The sequence below is a fragment of the Kribbella qitaiheensis genome (assembly GCF_014217565.1).
Classification (GTDB): domain Bacteria; phylum Actinomycetota; class Actinomycetes; order Propionibacteriales; family Kribbellaceae; genus Kribbella; species Kribbella qitaiheensis_A.
The window spans coordinates 2,696,094-2,717,220 of sequence record NZ_CP043661.1; the positions used below are offsets into that span (position 1 = coordinate 2,696,094).

Annotated in this window: 19 protein-coding genes and 1 pseudogene; 10 read left to right on the forward strand and 10 right to left on the reverse strand. The window is 67.5% G+C overall.

The window, feature by feature from the left end; all coding sequences use genetic code 11:
* Positions 1-162: 162 nt before the first annotated feature.
* The 6 genes and pseudogenes from greA to F1D05_RS12405 all read left to right on the forward strand — a co-directional run bounded on the left by greA (position 163) and on the right by F1D05_RS12405 (position 4,429).
* Positions 163-675, forward strand: coding sequence for a transcription elongation factor GreA (greA, locus tag F1D05_RS12385; protein ID WP_185447765.1), 513 nt, complete (start codon positions 163-165; stop codon positions 673-675).
* A 205-nt stretch (positions 676-880) separates the two neighbouring features.
* Positions 881-1,081, forward strand: a pseudogene (locus tag F1D05_RS42525) (DUF72 domain-containing protein); the annotation flags it as partial.
* Between the two features lie 145 nt (positions 1,082-1,226).
* Positions 1,227-1,595, forward strand: a complete 369-nt coding sequence (locus F1D05_RS42530; protein ID WP_343066590.1) for a DUF72 domain-containing protein — start codon at positions 1,227-1,229, stop codon at positions 1,593-1,595.
* Between the two features lie 134 nt (positions 1,596-1,729).
* Positions 1,730-2,962: an MFS transporter gene (locus tag F1D05_RS12395; RefSeq protein ID WP_185447767.1), complete on the forward strand. Its 1,233-nt coding sequence runs from the start codon at positions 1,730-1,732 to the stop codon at positions 2,960-2,962.
* Positions 2,963-3,051: 89 nt separating this feature from the next.
* Positions 3,052-3,354, forward strand: coding sequence for a hypothetical protein (locus F1D05_RS12400; protein ID WP_185447769.1), 303 nt, complete (start codon positions 3,052-3,054; stop codon positions 3,352-3,354).
* Positions 3,344-4,429, forward strand: a complete 1,086-nt coding sequence (locus F1D05_RS12405; RefSeq protein ID WP_185447771.1) for a zeta toxin family protein — start codon at positions 3,344-3,346, stop codon at positions 4,427-4,429. The genes F1D05_RS12400 and F1D05_RS12405 overlap by 11 nt, the downstream gene beginning before the upstream one ends.
* A gap of 312 nt (positions 4,430-4,741) precedes the next feature.
* Here the strand turns inward: F1D05_RS12405 and F1D05_RS12410 are convergent, their stop codons facing one another.
* Both F1D05_RS12410 and F1D05_RS12415 read right to left on the reverse strand, forming a co-directional pair.
* Positions 4,742-6,121: a hypothetical protein gene (locus F1D05_RS12410; RefSeq protein WP_185447772.1), complete on the reverse strand. Its 1,380-nt coding sequence runs from the start codon at positions 6,119-6,121 to the stop codon at positions 4,742-4,744.
* A gap of 275 nt (positions 6,122-6,396) precedes the next feature.
* The gene (locus F1D05_RS12415; RefSeq protein ID WP_246486632.1) at positions 6,397-7,893 is read right to left on the reverse strand and encodes an MFS transporter; all 1,497 of its coding nucleotides are present in this window, start codon (positions 7,891-7,893) and stop codon (positions 6,397-6,399) included.
* Between the two features lie 87 nt (positions 7,894-7,980).
* On the opposite strand from F1D05_RS12415, the gene F1D05_RS12420 reads away from it, so the two are divergent.
* Positions 7,981-8,412 carry a MarR family winged helix-turn-helix transcriptional regulator gene (locus F1D05_RS12420; RefSeq protein WP_185447774.1) on the forward strand — a complete coding sequence of 144 codons (432 nt, stop codon included), beginning with the start codon at positions 7,981-7,983 and terminating at the stop codon, positions 8,410-8,412.
* A 146-nt stretch (positions 8,413-8,558) separates the two neighbouring features.
* Here F1D05_RS12420 and ilvA read toward each other — a convergent pair whose 3' ends face one another.
* Complete coding sequence (gene ilvA, locus F1D05_RS12425) at positions 8,559-9,764, reverse strand: threonine ammonia-lyase (RefSeq protein ID WP_185447776.1); 1,206 nt, start codon at positions 9,762-9,764, stop codon at positions 8,559-8,561.
* Positions 9,765-9,866: 102 nt separating this feature from the next.
* On the opposite strand from ilvA, the gene F1D05_RS12430 reads away from it, so the two are divergent.
* Positions 9,867-11,132 (forward strand): aminoglycoside phosphotransferase family protein, encoded by a 1,266-nt coding sequence (locus F1D05_RS12430; protein WP_185447778.1) that lies wholly within the window; start codon positions 9,867-9,869, stop codon positions 11,130-11,132.
* Here the strand turns inward: F1D05_RS12430 and F1D05_RS12435 are convergent.
* The 4 genes from F1D05_RS12435 to F1D05_RS12450 all read right to left on the reverse strand — a co-directional run bounded on the left by F1D05_RS12435 (position 11,118) and on the right by F1D05_RS12450 (position 14,746).
* Positions 11,118-11,921, reverse strand: a complete 804-nt coding sequence (locus F1D05_RS12435; RefSeq protein WP_185447780.1) for an ABC transporter permease — start codon at positions 11,919-11,921, stop codon at positions 11,118-11,120. The two genes, F1D05_RS12430 and F1D05_RS12435, sit on opposite strands and share 15 nt — an antisense overlap.
* Entirely contained in the window at positions 11,921-12,706 is a 786-nt protein-coding gene (locus tag F1D05_RS12440; RefSeq protein WP_185447782.1) for an ABC transporter permease, read from the reverse strand. The genes F1D05_RS12435 and F1D05_RS12440 overlap by 1 nt, the downstream gene beginning before the upstream one ends.
* Positions 12,706-13,653: an ABC transporter ATP-binding protein gene (locus F1D05_RS12445; protein WP_185447784.1), complete on the reverse strand. Its 948-nt coding sequence runs from the start codon at positions 13,651-13,653 to the stop codon at positions 12,706-12,708. The genes F1D05_RS12440 and F1D05_RS12445 overlap by 1 nt, the downstream gene beginning before the upstream one ends.
* A 358-nt stretch (positions 13,654-14,011) precedes the next feature.
* Positions 14,012-14,746, reverse strand: a complete 735-nt coding sequence (locus F1D05_RS12450) for an SDR family oxidoreductase (protein WP_246486633.1) — start codon at positions 14,744-14,746, stop codon at positions 14,012-14,014.
* 176 nt (positions 14,747-14,922) lie between these two features.
* Here F1D05_RS12450 and F1D05_RS12455 point away from each other — a divergent pair, with 176 nt between their 5' ends.
* Both F1D05_RS12455 and F1D05_RS12460 read left to right on the forward strand, forming a co-directional pair.
* Positions 14,923-15,459 (forward strand): MarR family winged helix-turn-helix transcriptional regulator, encoded by a 537-nt coding sequence (locus F1D05_RS12455; RefSeq protein ID WP_246486634.1) that lies wholly within the window; start codon positions 14,923-14,925, stop codon positions 15,457-15,459.
* Positions 15,456-17,075 (forward strand): MDR family MFS transporter, encoded by a 1,620-nt coding sequence (locus F1D05_RS12460; protein WP_185447786.1) that lies wholly within the window; start codon positions 15,456-15,458, stop codon positions 17,073-17,075. Before F1D05_RS12455 ends, F1D05_RS12460 begins: the two co-directional genes overlap by 4 nt.
* A gap of 53 nt (positions 17,076-17,128) precedes the next feature.
* Here the strand turns inward: F1D05_RS12460 and F1D05_RS12465 are convergent, their stop codons facing one another.
* The 3 genes from F1D05_RS12465 to F1D05_RS12475 are packed head-to-tail and all read right to left on the reverse strand — an operon-like array spanning position 17,129 to position 21,036.
* The gene (locus tag F1D05_RS12465) at positions 17,129-18,430 is read right to left on the reverse strand and encodes an AI-2E family transporter (RefSeq protein WP_185447788.1); all 1,302 of its coding nucleotides are present in this window, start codon (positions 18,428-18,430) and stop codon (positions 17,129-17,131) included.
* Positions 18,431-18,460: 30 nt separating this feature from the next.
* A complete protein-coding gene (locus F1D05_RS12470; RefSeq protein WP_185447790.1) occupies positions 18,461-19,843 on the reverse strand; it encodes a glutamate mutase L in 1,383 nt (460 codons plus the stop codon).
* Positions 19,844-19,881: 38 nt separating this feature from the next.
* Positions 19,882-21,036, reverse strand: coding sequence for a cystathionine gamma-synthase (locus F1D05_RS12475; protein ID WP_185447792.1), 1,155 nt, complete (start codon positions 21,034-21,036; stop codon positions 19,882-19,884).
* Positions 21,037-21,127 lie beyond the last annotated feature (91 nt).

Here is a 21,127-nt window from a genome sequence, read left to right on the forward strand (position 1 = left end):
AAACGATTGCCTTCGATGCCGCGCAAACGTTTGCGCAGCGCTAGAGGGAGCACTGAACAGTGGGGTTCGGGGCCCGATCTTGCTACGCTCAGTGGATTGGTCGCCGTCGACGACGGCGGCCAGTGGCTTTTTCTGTCCACCCATCGATACAAGGAGCAGCCCGTGACGCAGAAGATTGCCGAGGAGAGCGTTGTCTGGCTGACACAGGATGGCTACGACCAGCTGAAGGCCGAACTGGAGCACCTCAAGGGCCCGTCCCGGGCCGAGATCACCCAGCGGATCAGCGACGCCAGGGACGAGGGCGACCTCAAGGAGAACGGCGGGTACCACGCCGCCAAGGACGAGCAGGGCAAGATGGAGGCCCGGATCCGGCAGCTCGAGGACATGCTGCGCCGTGCCCAGGTCGGCGAGACGCCGAAGGCCGGCGGCAAGGTCGAGCCCGGTATGAAGGTGTCCATCAAGTTCGCCGGTGACGACGACGTCGAGACCTTCCTGCTCGGCTCCCGCGAACTGCTGGCCCTGGACGCCTCGGTCGACATCGACGTGTACTCGCCGCAGTCCCCGCTCGGCTCAGCCATCCTGGGCAAGAAGAAGGGTGAGAAGGCGACCTACGCGGCGCCCAACGGCAAGGACGTCACCGTCGAGATCGTCGCGGCGGTCCCGTTCACCGGCTGACCCCACCAGCGTCCTGTGCCCCGGTGAGCAATCACCGGGGCGCTCTGGTTTCCAGGCACTCTGGTTTCCGGCAGACGTGCGAGGGGACTGGAGGGCTGTGAATATTCGGATCGGGACGTCGGGGTGGGTTTATCCGCCGTGGCGTGGGGTGTTCTATCCCGAGGGGCTCGCGCAGAAGCGTGAGCTGGAGTATTTGTCCCGGCAGGTGAACTCGGTCGAGATCAACGGCTCGTTCTATTCGCTGCAACGGCCGGAGAGCTACCAGCGCTGGCGGGCGAGTACTCCGGACGACTTCGTCTTCTCGGTCAAGGGCGGCCGGTTCATCACCCACATGAAGCGACTGCGCGACGCCGACACCGTGCTCGCGAACTTCTTCGCCTCAGGCGTGCTCGGACTCGGCCCCGCGCTGGGCCCGATCCTCTGGCAGACCCCCGCGAATCTGCCTTTCGAAGCCGAAGTCGTCGACCGGTTCCTGGCGGCACTACCTCGTACCACGACCGAGGCGGCCCGCGCTCGCCGCGAAGCACGACGAGCGGCTCGACGGCCGCGCGTTGACCGAGACCGACGCCGACCGCCCCGTGCGTCACGCGATGGAGGTGCGGCATCCCGGGTTCGCCGACCCCGCCTTCACCGACCTGCTGCGCAAACACGGAGTGGCTTGCGTGATCGCGGATACGGCCGGCACCTGGCCGGTGTTCGATCATGTCACCGCCGATTTCGTCTACGTCCGCTTGCACGGCGACGAGGAGCTCTACGTCAGCGGCTACACCGACAAGGCTCTGAAGAACTGGGCGAAGCGGATCCGCGGCTGGGCGAGCGACCACGACGTCTTCGTGTACTTCGACAACGACACCAAGGTGATGGCGCCCAGAGACGCCACCACTTTGATGAAACTCCTCGACCTGTCCCCCAGCCCCTGAGCCGGCCGCCCGATCAGCGCGGCTAACCGTCAGCGCGAAGTGGCGCGGCGGTCCAGACTCAGAGTTGAGTGTGGTCGACTCAAGTTTCTTGACATTGAGTCGACAGGGCTCAACTTGCGGTCTACGGTCGCCGGATGAAGCCCAGCATCCTGAGCCATCCCGACTTCCGCCGGTTGTGGACGGCTGATCTGCTGAGTCAGCTCGGCAGCCGCCTGGCGATGTCGGCGGCGCCGCTGCTCGCAGTACTGACTCTGAATGCCACAGCGATGCAGGTCTCGCTACTACGGACCTGCGAGACAGCCGCGTGGCTACTGCTCGGCTTGTTCGCCGGCGCCTGGGTCGACCGGATCCGCTGCCTACCGGTCCTCGTCTGGTCGGATCTCGGCCGCGCAGTGCTCTTCGGGTCGATCCCGGTCGCGGCCTGGTTCGGCGTACTGAACCTGACCCAGCTGTACGTCGTACTCGCGTTGTCCGGGATTCTGACAGTCCTGTTCGACGTGGCGCATAGCTCGTACCCGCCGAGGCTGCTCGCACCGGACCAATTGCTGCCGGGCAACGCGAAGCTGGCCGCCAACCATTCGGTCGCGGCGGTGATCGGGGCCGGAGCCGGCGGATTTCTGGTTCAGTGGCTGACCGCGGCCGTCACGCTCGGCCTGAACGCACTGAGCTTCGTCTGGTCCGCGCTCTGGCTCCGCTCGATCCGTATGCCGGAACCTCGGCCCTCGCCGCTCGAGCGTCCGAACCTCCGGCGGGAGATCGGGGAAGGGATGCGCTACGTGTTCCGGCATCCGCTACTGCGACCGATCGCGCTGAACCTGACGACCACGTTCCTGTTCCAGTCGGCCAACAACGCCGTGATCATCGTCTTCCTGGTCCGGGAGGTCCACCTCTCCCCCAGCACGATCGGCCTGCTCAGCATGATCGGGTTGCTCGGTGCGCTGGCGGCCTCGTGGTTCACGGAACGGCTCAGCAGGCGACTCGGCGAGGCACGCGCTCTCTTGCTGGCCAGCATCGGGATCGGCGTGGCCTTCTTGGTCCAGGCGATGACCGGCCCGGGCTGGCGACTGACCTGGTACGTCGTGGCGACGCTGCTCGCCGCGGTCAGCATCATCGTCTGCTACATCCTGCAGTCGAGCATCCGCCAGCGCCTCTGCCCGCCCGAACTCCAAGGTCGTGTGAGCGCCACGATGAGCTTCGTCGGCTGGGGAGTCGCACCCATCGGCAGCCTGCTGGGCGGCTTCCTCGCCACCGCCCTCAGCCTCCGCGTGACCCTCTGGATCAGCGGAGCCGGCGCCCTACTCGGCGCCGGCTTCGTCGTCCTCTCCCCCTTGCGCACCCTCCACCAAATCCCCGAACCAGCCACCTGAACCGGGGGTTGTCCACAGCTCGCCCGGACCCGGCCCACCGACCGCGCACGATTCCCTACGATGAGTGCGACGACGACGAAAGGACCTTCGTGGCAACGGATATCCCTGACGAGAAGGCAGCTCCGACCTTGCGGGAGGGAGTCGACTACGAGGTAGCCGAGGACGTGTTCGGCGACCTGATCGGCTGGTGTGCGGCTCAGGCCGAGGCCGAGAGCGCGAAACCCGACCCGGACCCGGCCGTCCTGCAGAAATGGGAGGACCAGGCAACGCAGTACGTGGCCGAACGAAAGGCACTAGATCCACGCGACCGCGCCGCAGTAGCCGCCGCGATCGCGAAGTACACCCCGCTGGTCCGGCAGCTCTACCCCGGCCGGTGGACCGATGACGACTGAACCGCCAACGGAACTGGACGCCAACAGGTACCGGCTGGAGCCGGACAGGTACCGACAGATCTTCGAGCGGCGAATCGTGCCGTACGAACTGGCTGGCGGGGTGTCGCAAAAACGGCCACGAGTGCTGCTGCTGGGCGGGCAGACGGGCGCCGGGAAGTCCGTGATGAAAGGGATGCTCGCTGCCGAACCGCACTGGCGTGAGGCGGTCGAGTTCGGCAGCGACTCGTTGCGGGTCTATCACCCGGAGTTCGAGCGGCTACTGCGGGCGGACGCCGATTCTGCTTGTTTTTATACCGATCCGGACGCACGCGCCTGGGTGAGCGACGCGCTGGACCATTGCCTGGAGCGCAGGTTCCCGGTGGTCTTCGACAGCACCTTGAGCCGGCCGGCTATCGCCGCGTCCATCAAGCAGAGATTCCGGCAGGCCGGCTACGAGATCGAAGCCGCCTTCGTCGCAGCTCCAGCCGCGCTCAGCAAACTGGGCGTAGTGACGCGGTACCTCGAATCCGTACGACGCCGCGGCACCGGGCGATTCAGTCTCAATCACGACGAGACGTACCGCGGGGTCGTCGACGTCGCGGGCTGGATCGATGATGAGAAGCCGTTCGACGAGGTCTCGGTCTATCGACGCAGTGGTGAGCTGCTCTACCAGTACAAGGCCGCCGACGGTTGGGTGCCGACGAACGCGCGCGGAGTGATTGAGAACGAACGCCGGCGCCCATGGTCAGCCCCGGAGAGCCGGCGGTTCATCGCGGACGCGGAACGTGCGGCAGCCACCGTCGACGCCATCACCGTCGCGGGGCGGCAGCTCGACCCGATCTGGCTCACCCGCATCGCCGACGCCGTCGAGTTGGCCATCCCGCTGTCCGCCGACTCGATGACTCGTCACCTCCGCGACACTCTCCGCCAGGAGGCCAACGCCCGAACGATCGCCACGGAAACGCCCATCGGCGCAGACACCAGCCATCCCCCGGCCGAACCCCGACCATCCACCTCCACATCTCACCCATCCCGGTCCACGCCCCCTGGACAACAAACAGCACCTCGCCCCACCGCCGAGCTACCAAGCCGCTGACCTGCCCCCACCCGATCGACCCACGTGCCCGGCTCGATCGGTGAGCCCTGCTCGGCCGGCAGGACGAGGCGAGCCTCGTCAGGTCGCGGGTCGGTCGGTCGAGGTGAGGTGACGCTCGCGGGTCGGTCGGTCGGTCGAGGTGAGGTGACGGTCGCGGGTCGGTCGGTCGAGGTGAGGTGACGCTCGCGGGTCGGTCGGTCGGTCGAGGTGAGGTGAGGGTCGGTCGAGGCGGGTCGCGGGTCGCGGGTCGGTCGAGGTGAGCTTGAACGGCGGATGTGGTGGTTGGGTGGAGTTGGTCGGAGTGAAGGTTTGTTAGTCGGAGGTGATTTGGGCGCTGCCTACCAGGACCTCTACGTCGAGGGCGGCTCGGCCGCGGCCGATTTCTACGTCCTTGGACTGGCCGGTGACGGCGCCGGTCCAGCTGACCCGGCCGAGTTGCGCCTCGGTGTGGACCCGGACGTCGGAACCGCGGCGGAGATGCACGGTCGCGGAGCCGGATTCGACCCGGACCCGCGAACGGCCCTTGGTGATCTGGGCGTCGAGCGTCGCGGTACCGGCCTGGACGAGTACGTCGATGGGGCCGTCTACGTCCGTGACCTTCGCAGTACCGGCGGTGACGCGGACCCTGGTGAGACCGGGCAGGCGCTCGCCGACGACGCTGCCGCCGGTGACCTCTACCTCCACCTCGAGCATCGGATTGACCCGGATCGACAACTCCTTGGCGAGTCCGTTGACGTGCGACTTGAGGTCGGTCGGGTTGCGCAACATGCTGAACCCGTCGATCGAGACGCCCATGTCACCTTCACTGCTGATCGCGAGCGTGTCCCCGTCCCGCTTGATCACATGCGGCCCGTCGACAGCCACGCCCTGGATCGCCGGCTCACCGATCAACCGCACCCGGCGCCCGACCGCACGAACAGTCACCCGCCGTACGCCGGAAGGCACCGGCACATTGCTGTGCTCGGCCTCAGCCTCCACCGGTGCATCATCCACAACGCTGTCCTGCACCCCAGCCGCTGAGTCGTCCGGCGCGCTCGGCGCGGCGGGGGCGCTGGGAGCGCTCGATGCGCTCGATGCGCTGGGAGCGCTCGGTGCGCTGGGAGCGCTCGGTGCGCTCGGTGCGGTGGGGGCGCTCGGTGCGGTGGGAGCGCTGGGAGCGCTCGGCGCGGATGGCGCGCTCGGCGCGGATGGTGCGAGGGGGTCCGGGGAGTCGACTACCTCCGCCCAGACCGAGGCAGACGGGCGATCGGCGGGATCCGCCGGCGTCGCCGGGTCGGCGGGATCCGCCGCGGCGGAGCGGTCAGTCGGCGTGGTCGCGCCAGATGCAGCGACTCCCGGGGTGCTCGCCCCGGATGCAGCGACTCCCGGGGTGCTCGCCCCGGATGCAGCGACTCCCGGGGTGCTCGCCCCGGATGCAGCGACTCCCGGGGTGCTCGCCCCGGATGCGGCATCTCCTGGCGTGGTCGCGCCGGGTGCAGCTTCTCCTGGCGTGGTCGCGCCGGGTGCGGCGTCTGCTGGGGTGGTCGCGTCTGCCGCTGGTGCGGGGGCGGCGTGGCGGGGGTCGGGGGGTGTGGGGTTGGCGGCAGCGATCAGGGTCGCGGCTTCGTCGCTGGAGAGGTGGCCCTTCGCGACCCGGTCGAGGATGTCCTTCACCCGACGGTCGTAGTCGCTCTGCTTGCTCTGATCGCTCATGCCTCCACTTCAGCACCCGGACGGGTCCAAACCAATCGGGGATCGCCCGGAACTCTCCCGTCCCACCCCTTACGTCCGAAAAACCGGAGGGACGTCTACTCCACTTCTTCGGACGTAGGGAGGCGGCACAGACCTCACCCACACAGCAGTGCGGGTCACGGCGGAGTAGCCCGTGACCCGCACTGCGCCCCTGAACCGCAGGTTCGCTATGACTTCCCGGCTCCCCCCGGAACCGGTGTTTCATGCCTTCCCGGCTCCCCCCGGAGCCGGGGTTTTCAGGCTGCCGGGGACATTTCTTCCTCGGCCAGTTCGGCCTGGACGGCGTCGAGTTCGGCCGCCTCGGCTTCGGCGAGTGCCCGGCGGCCCTTCAGGCCGCGGAGACCCATCAGGCCGAGCAGCAGACCCAGGACGGTGATCCCGGTGACTACGACCAGCGCCGGCTTGTACGCCCCGAGCACCCCGCTCGGCGTGGTGACACCGTGCGACTGGCTGCCGATGACCGCGGTCGTGATGGCGAGCACGATCGCGCCGCCGACCTGGCTGGAGGTGTTGAACAGACCGGACGCGAGCCCCTGCTCGTTGTCGTCCACGCCGTTCGTCGCCTGCATGTTCAGCGCCGGGAAGGTGATCGCGAAGCCCAGACCGATCAGCACGATCGTCGGCAACACCGTCGCGAGGTAGTTCGACTGCTCGCCGATCCGGAGGAAGAGCGCGTAGCCGACCACGAAGAACACCATGCCGGCCGCGACCATCCGCTCGGTACCGATCCGGTCGGCGATCTTGCCCGCGTTCGGCGACAGCAGTACGACCAGCAGACCGGCCGGCAGGAAGCCCAGCGACGTCTCGAACGAGGACCAGCCGAGCAGGTTCTGCAGGTAGAGCGTGCCGATGAACTGGAACGACACGTACGCGCCGAACACGGTCATGATGCCGAGGTTCGCCAGCCGCAGGTTGGTCTTACGCAGGATGCCGAGCCGGACCAGCGGGTGCTTGGTGTGCGTCTCGATCCAGACGAATGCCGACAGCAACGCGGCCGACAGGACGAACAGCCCGATGGTGCGGAAGGAGACCCAGCCGGCCCCTTCGGCACCGACCACCGCGAACACCAGGCTCAGCATTCCGGCAGTGACCGTGACGGCACCCGGTACGTCGTACCCGCCGGCGGTTTCGTCACGCGGGCTGCTCGGGATCAGCTTGATCGCGAAGAGCAGCACGATCAGGGCCACCGGGCCAGGCATCAGGAAGGTCCAGCGCCAGCCAACCTCGGTCAAGGCTCCGCCGAGGATCAGCCCCAGCGAGAAACCGCTCGCGGCGCAGGTGGTGAAGATACTGAGCGCCCGGTTCCGGTCCGGACCCTCGTGGAACGTTGTGGTGAGGATGGAGAGCGCTGCCGGCGCGGTGAACGCGGCGGCGATGCCCTTCACGAACCGCGCGGCGATGAGCAGTTCGGGGTTGGTCGCCAGCGAACTCAACATCGAGACGACGGCGAACACGGCCAGCGCGGCCAGGAAGACGCGGCGGCGGCCGAGCAGGTCGGCGGCCCGGCCGCCGAGCAGCAGGAAGCCGCCGTAGCCGAGCACGTACCCGGTGACGACCCATTGCAGAGAGGACAGGGAGACGCCGAGGTCGGCGCCGATGGAAGGCAGCGACATGCCGACCATGGACACGTCGAGGCCATCGAGGAAGATCACGCCGCAGACCACCAGGAGAGCGCCCCACAGGCGTGCATCCCAGGTCAGGCGGGTCGGAGGTACTTGCGTTGTGTGTGTCACGAGAGAGAGCTTTGCATGCATACGCATCTAATGTCTACTCATTAATTGCAGTTGCATTGAATGCAGATGCATGATAACGTCCCGGCCATGACCGAGACGAAGGTCAGCGCTGGGACTGGTGAGACCAGCGCCGATGTCCGCGAATGGCGCCAGTTGCTCGCCAGGCACGCGGATCTCACCTGCGCGCTCGACCGTGAGCTGCAATCCGGCCACGGCCTGGGCATGAGCGAGTACGAGGTGCTCGAGCGGCTCGCCGAGCTCCCGAATCAGTCGGCGAAGGTGCAGCAGATCGCCGGCTCGGTGCATCTGAGCCAGAGCGCGCTCTCCCGGGTGATCGGCCGGCTGGAGTCAGCCGGACTCGTCGAGCGGAACATGTGCCCGGAGGACCGGCGCGCGGTCAGCGTCTGCATGACCGACAAGGGCCTGCACCGGCAGACCGAAGCACGACCGACCCACCAGCGTGTCCTCGCCGAGCGCCTGCACGCCCCGCTGACCAAAACCTGCGACCCGACCGACTGACGGCCACTCCCCAGCCAGCCGCGAGCCGACCGACTGACGGCCACTCCCCAGCCAGCCGCGAGCCGACCGACTGACGGCCACTCCCCAGCCAGCCGCGAGCCGACCGACTGACGGCCACTTCCCAGCCGGGCGCGGAGGGTCTGCTGTCAGTTCAGCGTGTAGGTGTAGCCGTTGCCGATCAGGCTGGCGAGGACCCGCTCACGGTGTTCCTCACCCCGGGTCTCGAGCTGCAGGGCGACCTCGACCTCGTCCAGGTTCAGCGTTTCCGAGATGCGCTCGTGCAGTACCTCGATGATGTTGACCTCGACCTCGGCCAGCCGGGCCAGCAAGGTGGCCAGCCCACCCGGGGTGTCCGGGATCCGCACCCGGAGAGACAGATAACGCCCCGCTGCCGCCATACCGTGCCGCAGGACCCGCATCAGCAGCACCGGATCGATGTTCCCACCGGACAGCACCGCCACCACCGGCGGCTTGAACCGCTTTGGGTTGTCCAGCAGCGCTGCCACCGCGGCGGCACCGGCAGGCTCGACCACGAGCTTGGCCCGTTCGAGCACCAGCAAGAGTGCCTTCGACAACGAATCCTCGGCAACGGTGAGCACCTCGCTCACGTACTGCTGGATCGCCGCGAACGGAACCGTGCCGGGCAGCCCGACCGCGATCCCGTCAGCCATCGTCGCCATCTTCTCCAGCTGCACCGGAACGCCGGCAGCAAGCGAGGCCGGGTACGCCGCGGCGCCCTTCGCCTGCACCCCGACGACCTCGATCGGCATCCCGTCGCGCTGCATCGCCGAGGCGATCCCGGCGATCAACCCACCGCCACCAGTCGGTACGACGACGGTCCGCACCTGCGGGCATTGCTCGACGATCTCCAGTCCGGTGGTCGCCTGCCCAGCGACGATGTCCTTGTGGTCGAACGGGTGGATCAGGATCGCTCCCGTCTCCGCCTCGAACTCCCGGGCAGCCTTCAGGCAGTCGTCGATCGAAGTACCGACGAACCGGATCTCGGCGCCGTACGCGCGAGTCGCCTTCTCCTTCGGGATCGGCGCGCCGTACGGCATGAACACGGTCGCCTTGATCCCGAGCAACTGCGCGGCCAGGGCGACACCTTGCGCGTGGTTCCCGGCGCTCGCGGCGACGACCCCCTTCGCCCGCTCCTTCTTGGACAGCCTCGCCATCCGCACGTACGCACCGCGCAGCTTGAACGAACCGGTCCGCTGCAGGTTCTCGCACTTGAGGAAGACGTCACCACCGACGAGGTCGCTCAACCACCGCGAGTACTCCAGTGGCGTCGGCGCCACCACGTCATGCAGCAGATCCGCTGCCCGGGCAATCTCGGCCGCACTGATCGTCACCCGGCTCAGCCTACGACCGCAGTACTGCGGGGTCGTGCAGGCCACAAACCAGGTGTGGCGTCACCGCCCACCACATAGTGTCCTGGTGTGACAGTGACAGCAGTGGTTATCCGTCCGCAGGATCAGGCGATCCTCGTCCTGCCCGGCGGTCTCCCGCAACTGGATCTTGCCGACGAGTTCTGGTTCCCGGACGTCGAGGCGCCGGTTCGGGCTCTGCGCGAGCAGCACGGCATCGAGGCCTACGTCTTGGTCTGCCTGACCGGGCAACCTGACGCGACCGCCTATCTGATGGTCAACGTCGGCGAGACGCCTGCGAACGCGAACTGGGTAACCGACCTCGACGACCCGCTGGTCCTTGCCGCCCGCAATCATCTGGCGCTGCCGACGGATGCCCGCGTGACGCCGGCCTGGACCAGACCTGCCTGGTACGCCGAAGCGCTCCCCTGGATCGACGATCAGCTGACCGGGGCGGCCACGCCGCGGACCGGCGTACCGACTCAAGTGCGGTCGTGGGGGTTGTCGAACGTACTGCGCTGTCCCACCGCGAAGGGGGACGTGTACTTCAAAGCTATCGCCCATTCGAGCACCATCCGGCCGGTGAGCGACGATGCGTTGCCGCTGCTCTTCGCGCACGAGCCCTCGTTGCTGCGTCAGGTTGCCGCTGAGCGCCCAGGGCTGGTGCCTTCCCCTGTTGCGATCGACGAGGAACGCGCCTGGATGCTGTTGCCGGATCTCGGGCCGATGCTGGTTTCGCAGTCCGAGGTCGGGGTGTGGATCCAGGCGATTCGCGGGCATGCTCAGTTGCAGCGCAGCTATGCCGACCAGGCGGACCGGCTGCTCGCTTTCAGCTGCGTCGACCGGCGACTCGCAGTACTGGACGGCGAGCTCGATCGGCTCTTCGGGCCGAACCCGGCGACCGAGTTGCTCGAACCGGCCGAGCGGGCCGCGCTGCCCGCCCGGGCGGCTCAGTTGCGCGAGGCAATCAACGAGCTCGCGGCCATCGGCGTACCGGAGACGTTGCTGCACGGCGATCTGCACCCGCGCAACCTCGCAGTACGAGATGGCCGGGTGCTGGCCTTCGACTGGACCGATGCGGCGGTGGCGCATCCGTTCCTCGACCTGGTCACGTTCTTCGACAAGCGGTCGCCGCTGTCCAACGACCCGCGCGTGCGGGACGGCTACCTGGCCGAGTGGGAGGAGTACGCCGCTCCGGCCGAGCTGCGGCGAGCCTTGGAGCTCGCGCAGGAGCTTGGCGCGGCGCACCAGGTGATGACGTCACTGCACCTGTCTGGCTATCTGTCCGACCCCAGCGCGAGCTCCATGATCCGAGGCGCTCGCTGGTGGCTGCGAGCACTACTTGAGAAGTAGCTTGCCGAGGCGGCGGGAGGCGACGTACATGCCGAAGGTGCCCATCGCGATCAGGTAGAGCGCGTTGATGATCAGTGACCAGCTCACCGTGCCGGTGGTGAAGGCACGTTCGAGAGCGACGCCTTGGTAGAGCGGGGTGATCTCGACCAGCCAGCGGATCGCGCCCGGGTACGTCTCGACCGGGTAGAAGGTCGCCGAGAACAGGAACATCGGCATCGTCGTGAGCTGGACGAACTCGAAGTCCTGCCAGCTCCGCATGAACGTGGTCAGCGCCATCCCCGCACCGGCGAACGCGAAGCCGATCAGCACCGAGACCGGCAGCGCCAGTAGCGCCCACCAGGACTGGATCAGGCCCATCACGAGCATCACCAGCAGGAACATCGCCGAGTAGCAAGCGCCGCGCAGCAACGCCCAGGTCACCTCGCCGGTCGCGATGTCCCACGGTCGCAGCGGAGTAGCCAGCATCGAGTCGTAGAGCTTCGCGTACTTCATCCGGAAGAAGATGTTGTACGTCGAGTCGAAGACGGCACCGTTCATCGCCGAGCTCGCCAGCATCGCGGGCGCCACGAACGCGGCGTACCCGATCACCGTGCCGTCGGAGAGGGTGAAGTCGCCGACCAGTTTGGCGACGCCGATGCCGATCGAGAGCAGGTAGAAGACCGGCTCGAAGAAGCCGGACACGAACACGATCCAGGACCGGCGGTAGACCAGGAAGTTCCGCTCGACGATCTGGCGGCCGCTGGCGGCCCGGACCGGCAGCGGGAGCACCCGCGCAGTGAGAGTCGCCATCAGCTGATCAACCTCTTCGTCAGGCCGCGGACCGCGAACCAGGTACCGATGCCGAACCAGGCGGTGAGATAGGCAAGATTGCCGAGCGCCGGCAACAGTTGGACCGTGTTCAGGCTGAGGTCACGTGATAGCTCGACCCCGTGCCACAGCGGGCTCACGTACGCGAGCCACTCGATCCAGTCCGGCAACTGGGAGACCGGGAAGAACGCGCCGGAGAACAGGAAGGCCGGCACCACGCCGAACCGGAAGATCATCGCGAAACCGGAGTCGTTCTCGAGGGTGGTCGCGACCGCGCAGACCGGCGCGGACGCGGCCATCCCCACCAGCAACGCGACCAGCAGGGCGAGCACTCCGAGTGGTGATCCGAGCCCACCGAAGGCGGCGATCACCACCAGGAACACAGTGCAGGTGGTCAGCACCCGGAAGGCGATGAAGGCGAGCTGGCCGTACATCACGTCGGCCGGGCGCAGCGGGGTGGCGACCATCGAGAAGTAGAACTTCTGCCACTTGATGCCGCCCATCACCGGGTACGTCGATTCGCCGACCGCGATCTGCAAGGCGGTCGAGGCGAGCAGGCCGGGCGCGATGAACTGCAGATAGCTGACTCCGCCGAGCGAGCCGGTGCCGTTGGAGTCGACGAACGAACCGAGGCCGATCCCCATCGCGGCCAGGTAGAGCAGCGGCAACAGGAAGCTGCTGACCAGACTGCCCTTCCAGGTCCGCTTGTAGACGGTGAGCCAGTAGTCGAACTGTCTGCGCCCGTTCTCGATGGCGACGGCGGTCATCAGTCCACCAACGTCCGGCCGGTGAGTCGCAGGAACACGTCCTCCAGCGTCGACCGGCGTACCAGCACCGCGGCAGGCTCCAGGCCACGCTCGTGCACAGCCGCGACCGCGCGCTCGCCGTCGTCGGTATAGAGCAGCAACCGATCAGGCAGTACTTCGATCCGCTGGGCCAGGTCTTCCACCTTGCCGGCCAAGGCGTCGTGGTCCGCGAACATCACCTCGGGACCGAACCGCAACTCGGTGACCTCACGGGTCGAGTAGTCCCGGATCAGCTCCGCCGGCGATCCTTCGGCCGCGATCAGCCCGCCGTCCATCACGACCAGCCGGTCGCACAACTGCTCGGCCTCGTCCATGTAGTGGGTCGTGATGATCAGCGTCACGCCCGCCTGCTTGAGGCGGAACAGCTTGTCCCAGAGCAGATGCCGCGCCTGCGGATCCAGGCCGGTGGTCGGCTCGTCGAGCAGCAACAGATCCGGCTTGCTCACCAGCGAACGCGCGATCGTCAGCCGCCGCTTCATCCCGCCGGACAGCTCGTCGACCTTCACCTTCGCCTTCTCCGTCAACGCGACGAACTCGAGCAGCTCCGCGGCCCGCTCACGGCATTCGGCGCGACTGAGCCCGAAGTACCGGCCGTAGACGGTGAGGTTCTCCTGCACGGACAACTCGGTGTCCAGCGTGTCGTCCTGCGGGCACACCCCGATCCGGGCCCGGATCCCCGGCCCGTCGGCGGCCGGATCCATCCCGAGGATCCGCAGCACTCCCCCACTGACCGGCGACACCGCCCCGATCATCCGCATCGTCGACGACTTCCCCGCGCCGTTGGGCCCGAGAAACCCGAACGCCTCGCCCTTCCACACATCCAGATCGATCCCAGCGACGGCCTCGAAGTCCCCATAGGACTTCCGCAACCCGCGCGCATGAACCAGCGCCTCCACCTGTCCCGTCACACCCCAGACCCTAGACGCCCGCCCAGACACTTTCCTGTCGATTTGAGACGCCGTACTACGAGAAGCCGGTGTGCTTCGCTCCTCCCATTGGGGTTCCCCCATCGCTATATCAATGGGCCAACCCTCACGGGAGGGTGCTAACCCCCAGAGGCGGGAGCTAGCCATGGCGACCACGGCCGGCGTACGAGTTGAGTCGGGAACGGCGGTCCGCCGGCCAGGCAGTGGCCCCTGCGGCGACTGACCACTCACGCCCAACATGCCCACGCCGTGCCCGACCTGGACGAGCACTGCCTGTCTGGCGGATCAGGTCGCCCGGAGATGGCGGACCGACCGCACCGAGGCGGCGTAGTACGGGCAGCTAGCCGCGGCCGGCGTACGGCATGCCGGCGGCCATGACCATCAGGGTGGGGACGGCTACCGAGGTGGGGAGTTGGGCGATGTGGACCACGAAGGCCGCCACCGTGCGGGGGTCGAAGGTCGGCTCGACGACGATGGTTCCGTCGGGTTGGAGGGCGCCTTGTTCCATTCGCTCTGTCATCGCCGTAGCCGCGTTGCCGATGTCGATCTGGGTGGCGGTGATTCCGTGCGGGCGGCCTTCCAGTTCGAGGCTCTTGGTCAGGCCTGAGATGGCGTGCTTGCTCGCGGTGTAGGCGATCGCCTGCGGGCGCGGCGTGTGCGCGGAGATCGAGCCGTTGTTGATGATCCGCCCGCCCTTGGGGTCTTGTCGCAGCATCAAGGCGTACGCGGCCTGCGCGCAAAGGAACGATCCGGTGAGGTTGGTGTCGACCACCGCCCGCCAGTCCTCCTCACTCACGTCCTCGATCGGCGCCGCCGGCATCCCGGTACCAGCGTTGTTCACCAACAGGTCGATCCGCTCAAGCCCCTCGAAGAACGCCCGTACGGCGGGACCGTCGGTCACATCCAGTACCGCGGTCCGCACCGTCCCAACCCCTGCAGCCCCGACCGCGGCGACCCCACGACCGGCCTCGGCAGTTTCGAGCAACTTCTGCGAGGTGCGCCCGGTCACCGTGACGTCGAAGCCGGCCCGCGGCCAGCGCCAGCGCCATCTCCCGCCCGAGTCCCGACCCGCCACCGGTGACCACCGCGACCTGCTGCATACGCGCATTCCTCCAACGTAGGGATGCACCACATTGAACCCTGCTGACTCTCCGCAACCGTAAAATCACCCATAGTTAATGGGTTGCCGGAAGCTCAGCGAGGCCGGAAACTCATTTGCGTGTATCACGCAACCATGTATATGCTTGCACCATGCATGTAAATGATCCGTATGCTCCGCAGACCCCGATGGAGGGCGTGCTGCACGCATTCACGCGGATCGGCCGCCGGTTGAAGAGCAAGCAGCCCGGCGACACGATCGACCACAGCGCCCACCTGGTGCTGTTCGTACTGCGGTGCAACGGGGCACTGCGGTTGTCCGAGCTGGCCGCCCGGATGGAGATCGACGCTTCGACCGCGAGCCGGCACGTCCGGTCACTGGAGCAGGTTGGCCTGATCCGCCGATCTGCCGATCCGGACGACGGTCGCGCCTTCCGGGTCGAGCTGACCGGGCAAGGCACCGAGGAGTGGAAAGCCGCGGCCAAGCGGCGGATGGAGTTGCTGACCCAGGCCATGGAGGGCTGGACCGACTCCGATATCGAGACTTTCGAGAAGTTGATGACCCGGTTCGCGGACGGGGTCACCAGCATCGTCGACGAGCGGGGCGAAGGCAGGGCCTGGGCCGACAAGGGCGGGACCGCCGCGATGGCCACGCACCAGAACACCGAGAAGAACGTGGAGAACCGATGAGCACCACCGAGCCGGCTACGACTGGCGGCGCGTCCGCTGCGCCTGATTCAAATGCACCGAACTACCTTTCCCATCGACAGATCCTGGTCATCCTCGGTGGCCTGATGGCCGGCATGTTCCTGGCCGCACTCGACCAGAGCATCGTCGGTACGGCGCTGCCGCAGATCGTCAGTGAGTTCAACAGCCTGGACAAGCTGTCCTGGGTGGTCACCGCGTACCTGCTGACGTCGACCGCCTCCACTCCGCTGTGGGGCAAGATCTCCGACCTGTACGGCCGCCGCCCGCTGTTCATCGCGGCGATCGTCACCTTCCTGGCCGGCTCCGTGCTGGCCGCGCTGTCGCAGAACATCGAGCAGCTGATCGGCTTCCGGGCCGTCCAGGGTCTCGGTGCCGGTGGCCTGATGTCGCTCGCGTTCGCCACCATCGGCGACGTGATCCCGCCGCGTGAGCGCGGCAAGTACATGGGGTACTTCGGTGCCGTCTTCGGCCTCTCCTCGGTAGCCGGCCCGCTGCTCGGCGGTCTGCTCACCGACGGTCCCGGCTGGCGCTGGATCTTCTGGATCAACCTGCCGATCGGCCTGGCCGCGCTGGGCATCGTGGGCGCCGTACTCAAGCTCCCGCACGTGAAGCGCAGCCACAAGATCGACTACCTGGGTGCCGCGATCGTCACCGGTGCCGTCACCGCGCTGCTGCTCGCCGTCTCCTGGAGCGGTCCGACCAACGGCTGGGGCAACGGAACCACGCTCGCCCTGCTGATCGGCGCCGTCGTACTGGCTGTCGCCTTCGTCCTGGTCGAGCTGCGCGTCTCCGAGCCGATCATCCCGATGGACCTGTTCAAGGGCCGGATCTTCTCCGGCTACGCGGGCTTCGCCTTCCTGCTCGGCTTCGCGATGTTCGGTGCGCTGATCTTCCTGCCGCTCTACCTGCAGGCGGTCAAGGACCTCTCCCCGACCCGGTCGGGCCTGGCCCTGCTGCCGATGATCGTCGGCATCTTCTGCGCCTCGATCCCGAGCGGTCAGCTGATGAGCAAGACCGGCCGCTACAAGATCTACCCGATCATCTCGGCGATCCTGGTCAGCGGCGCGATGGTGCTGCTGTCGACGATCGGCCTGAACACGCCGTACTGGCATCTGGCGATCTATATGTTCATCATGGGCTCCGGCCTGGGCCTGTCGATGCAGATCACCGTGACCGCGGCGCAGAACAGCGTGCCCCGGCAGCACATGGGGACCGCGACCTCGACGATGACCTTCTTCCGCTCGATGGGTGGCGCGGTCGGTACGGCCGTGTACGGCGCGGTGCTGACCAGCCGCTTGAAGGTGCACCTGGGCGACATCGTCCCGGCGACGATGCAGAACATGGTCGAGCCGCTGACCAAGGCCGCGAACAGCGTGCAGGCGCTGCACGGTCTGAAGGATCCGATGAAGGGCTGGGCGCTGTCCGGTCTGGTCAACGCGATGGACGACGTGTTCCTGGTCTCGCTGCCGTTCCTGGCGATCGCCCTGGTACTGGCGATCATCACCCCGGAGCAGCGGCTGGCCGGCCGCAACGACGGCCCCAAGACCGAGGCCGACGCGAACGCCGAACTGGAAGCAGCAGCCGCCTCGATGGGCTGATCAGCACACAACGAACAGCCGCCCCCGGGATTGTCCCGGGGGCGGCTGTCTTTCTACTCCAAGGCCTCAGCGGCTGGATGTCTTCGGCGTGGCAGCGGTCGCGGTGGTTCCGGATCGACGTCGTTGCCGGCCAGGTGATTCACGATCGTGTTCAGTACTGCGGCTGTCGGTACTGCGACCAGCGCGCCCACGATCCCCGCGATCACCACGCCGGTGGCGATCGACAGGATCACCGCCAGCGGATGGACACTCACCGCCCGGCCGAGCAGGAACGGCTGCAGGACGTGCGCCTCCAGTTGCTGTACGCCGATCACCACGGCCAGCATGATGATCGCGACAACCGGGCCCTTGGCAACCAAGGCGACCAGTACTGCGACGATGCCGCTGACGAAGGCACCGACGACCGGGATGAACGCGCCGACGAACACCAGGATCCCGATCGCGCTGACCAGCGGCAGGCCGAGGATCGCCGCACCCAGCGAGATCCCGATCGCGTCCACCGCGGCCACGATGATGGTGGCCCGGACGAAGGCGGTCAGCGAGACCCAGGCCTTCCGCCCGGACGAGTCCGTCTTGCCCCGGGCCTGCCTCGGGAACAGCCTGACCAGCCAGGCCCAGATCTGCTCACCTTGGTAGAGGAAGAAGAACAAGCAGAACAGCGTGATGAACAGGCCGGCCACGACGTGCGTCGCCGTGGTACCGACTTCTGCTGCTCGTTGGCCGAGCGCTCCACCGGACGTCACGGTGTCCTTGAGCTTGTTCAGCGAGTCGGTGATGTCCTTGTCGGTGACGTTGAGGTTGATCTTGGCCAGGTCGCGAAGCTTCGTCACGCCTTCGCCGATCTGACCCGACAAGGCGTCGAACTGGGTCGCGATCTGCGTGCCTACCAGCGTCAGCAGGCCGGCCACGACGGCGATCGTGCCGATCACGGTGATCCCGGCCGCCGGTCCGCGCGGCAGCCGCGCCTTGTGCAGGGCGTTCGTCACCGGGACGAGCAGCGCGGTCAGCAGGACGCCGACCGTCACCGGCACCACGACCTCGGACAGGTACCGCAGCCCGTAGCCGATGATGAAGACCGCGGCCACGATCACCAGGAACCGCCAGGCCCAGGCGCTCGCGATCTGCATGCCGGGAGTCACCCCGAGATCCACCGGCCCCCGGCTGGAAGGCGCCACCAGGCGCTGATCCTCAGGCACCTCTGGGACGGTGTCGCTGACCTCCTCGGCCACCTCGTTGTCCGCGACAGGGCTTTCCTCGTCCCGCCCGACCTCGGGCACGCCGGCAGAGTCGCCCCGCCCAAGATCCGGCACGTCGGCCGAGTCGTCCCGCCCCACCGGCTCGTCCGGCTTGTTCATGACACCTCCTGGTCTCAAGTTCTGCTGAGACTAGTGCCCGCTCCGAACGGTTCCATGAATGTCGGAGCCCACTCGCCGGGCGAGGCCCTCCGCGGCGACCGGGGCAACGTCCGCGAGTAGCCCGACACCGGCCAGGACATAGTCCGTGTCGACGCAGGTCCTGGCGCCCGAAGGAACCAGCCAACCTTCCTCCTGGGCACCGGCCGCGACTGCTCCGAGCACCCGCGCGGCGAGCTCGGGACCGTTGTGCCGCAACACTCCCCCGGACCCGACCAGCAGGTCCACCTCGCGCAGGTCCTTCCCGGACCGCTCGATCACCCGCCCGCCCGGCCCGAACACCACCCGCTGCCGGCCTGCATGCCGCCGCAACGCCACCGTCACGGCCACACGCGCCAGCGTCTCGTCGTACGACGTCTCCTCGGCCGAACCGGGCAAGTAGGCCGGATCGTCATGCCGCCGCGTCGCCGCGTCGCGCAGTACCGGGTCGTCGGGGATCAATCCAGCTTCGATGCCTGCGGCAACAACCGGTACTGCGCTCCAGCGCATCCCGAGGTCGCCTTCGACGGTCCGGGTCACCGGATGCGTGGCCACCACCTCACGACCGAGGTTCGCGTCTTCCGGGTCGAGCTCGATCACCGAATGCACGTCGGTCGTCGCCCCGCCGATGTCGACCACGGCCACATCCCCGTGCAGCGACGCGAGCACCTCGACACCCCGCAGTACGACGTCCGGCGTGGCCGCGCGAACCATCCGGGCGAACCCGGGATCGCGGGACAGGTTCTTGCCGCCGATCACATGGGCCAGGAACATCTCCCGGATCGCGGCTCGCGCGCTGTCCGGCGCGAACACCCCGATCTCCGGTACGACGTTGTCCGCGAAGACATGCGGCACCGCGGCGCCGGTCAGCAACGAGCCGATCACGCCCTTCGCCTCGAGGTTGCCAGCAGCAACCACCGGCTTACGCCATTTGTACTTCGCCAGCACAGCCGCCGCGTTCTCCAGTACGGCGGAGTTGCCGCCGTCCGTGCCGCCGAGCAACAGCACGACATCGGGACGCTCGGCACGCAGCGCCTTCAAGGACGTCGGCGTCAGTCCACCGTTGACCACGGCAACTACTCGGCCACCACTCGACAACGCGACCCGGCGACCAGCTTCAGCCGTGACGAGCTCTTCGTTGCCGACGACACCGATCCGCAGTCCGCCACCCGCGCTCGAACACGCGAGCACCTCGGCCTTGGCGATTCCCTTGTCGACCGCGAGCAACGCGGTACGGCAGGCTTCGTAGCCGTCCAGCACGTCGGTGTCGATCGTGGTGCGATGTTCGGCCCGGGCGATCAACTCGCCCGAGCCGGCATCCACCGCGATCGCCTTCGTGAAGGTCGACCCGAAGTCGACCGCCACAAAGGACTGCATCAGTACCCTCCGTGGGAGGTTGCCGGAGCGGAGCGCACTTACGCCATCGCGCGGTCGAGGTCCGCGAGGAGGTCGTCGATCGTCTCGATACCGACGCTGAGCCGGATCAGGTCCGCCGGAACCTCCAGCGGGGTGCCCGCGACCGAGGCGTGCGTCATCTTGCCCGGGTGCTCGATCAGCGACTCGACGCCGCCGAGCGACTCACCCAGCGTGAACACCTCGGCCTTGTTGCAGATGTCGAGCGCGTGCTGCTCGCCGCCCGTCACCCGGAACGACACGATCCCGCCGAAGCGCTTCATCTGCTTCGCCGCGGTCTCGTGGCCGGGGTGGCCGTCGACGCCCGGGTAGAGCACCGAGGTGACGCCCTTGTGCCGCTGCAGGAACTCGACGACCTTCTCGGCGTTGTCGCTGTGGCGGTCCATCCGGACGCCCAGGGTCTTGATGCCACGCAGTACCAGCCAGGCGTCGAACGGGCCGGCGACGGCGCCGATCGCGTTCTGGTGGAAGGCGATCTTCTCGATCAGTTCGGCGTCGCGGACGATCAGCGCGCCACCGACGACGTCCGAGTGACCACCCATGTACTTCGTGGTCGAGTGCACCACCACGTCGGCGCCGAGCTCGAGCGGCTGCTGCAGGTACGGCGAGGCGAAGGTGTTGTCCACCACCAGCAGCGCACCCGCATCGTGGGCGATCTGCGCCACGATGGCAATGTCGGCCACGTTCAGCAGCGGGTTGGTCGGCGTCTCCAGCCAGACGACCTTCGTCTTGCCCGGGCGGATCGCGGCCCGGATCGCCTCCGGGTTGGTGACGGCCGCCGGGGTCATCTCGACACCCCAGGTGCCCAGGACCTTGGCGAAGAGGCGGAACGTGCCGCCGTACGCGTCGTCGGGGAAGACCACGTGGTCACCCGGCACGCAGAGCGAGCGGATCAGGGTGTCTTCGGCGGCCAGGCCGCTCGCGAACGCGAACCCTCTGGTGCCCGCTTCGATCGCGGCCAGACACTCCTCGAGCGCGCTCCGGGTCGGGTTCGCCGACCGGGAGTACTCGTAGCCGTTACGCAGCCCGCCGACGCCGTCCTGCTTGTACGTGCTGGTCGCGTAGATCGGCGGAACCACCGAGCCGGTGGTCGGGTCGGGCTCGTTCCCGGCATGAATGGCGAGCGTTTCGAATCCGTAGGAGTGTTCGTAGGTCACCGGACCAGCGTACGGCCTGGTCTGATGACCCCGATCCGGGCCTACCGTTCTGTGGACAGCTGTCATGGACCGGTGTCCGTGGCCCCGTGTT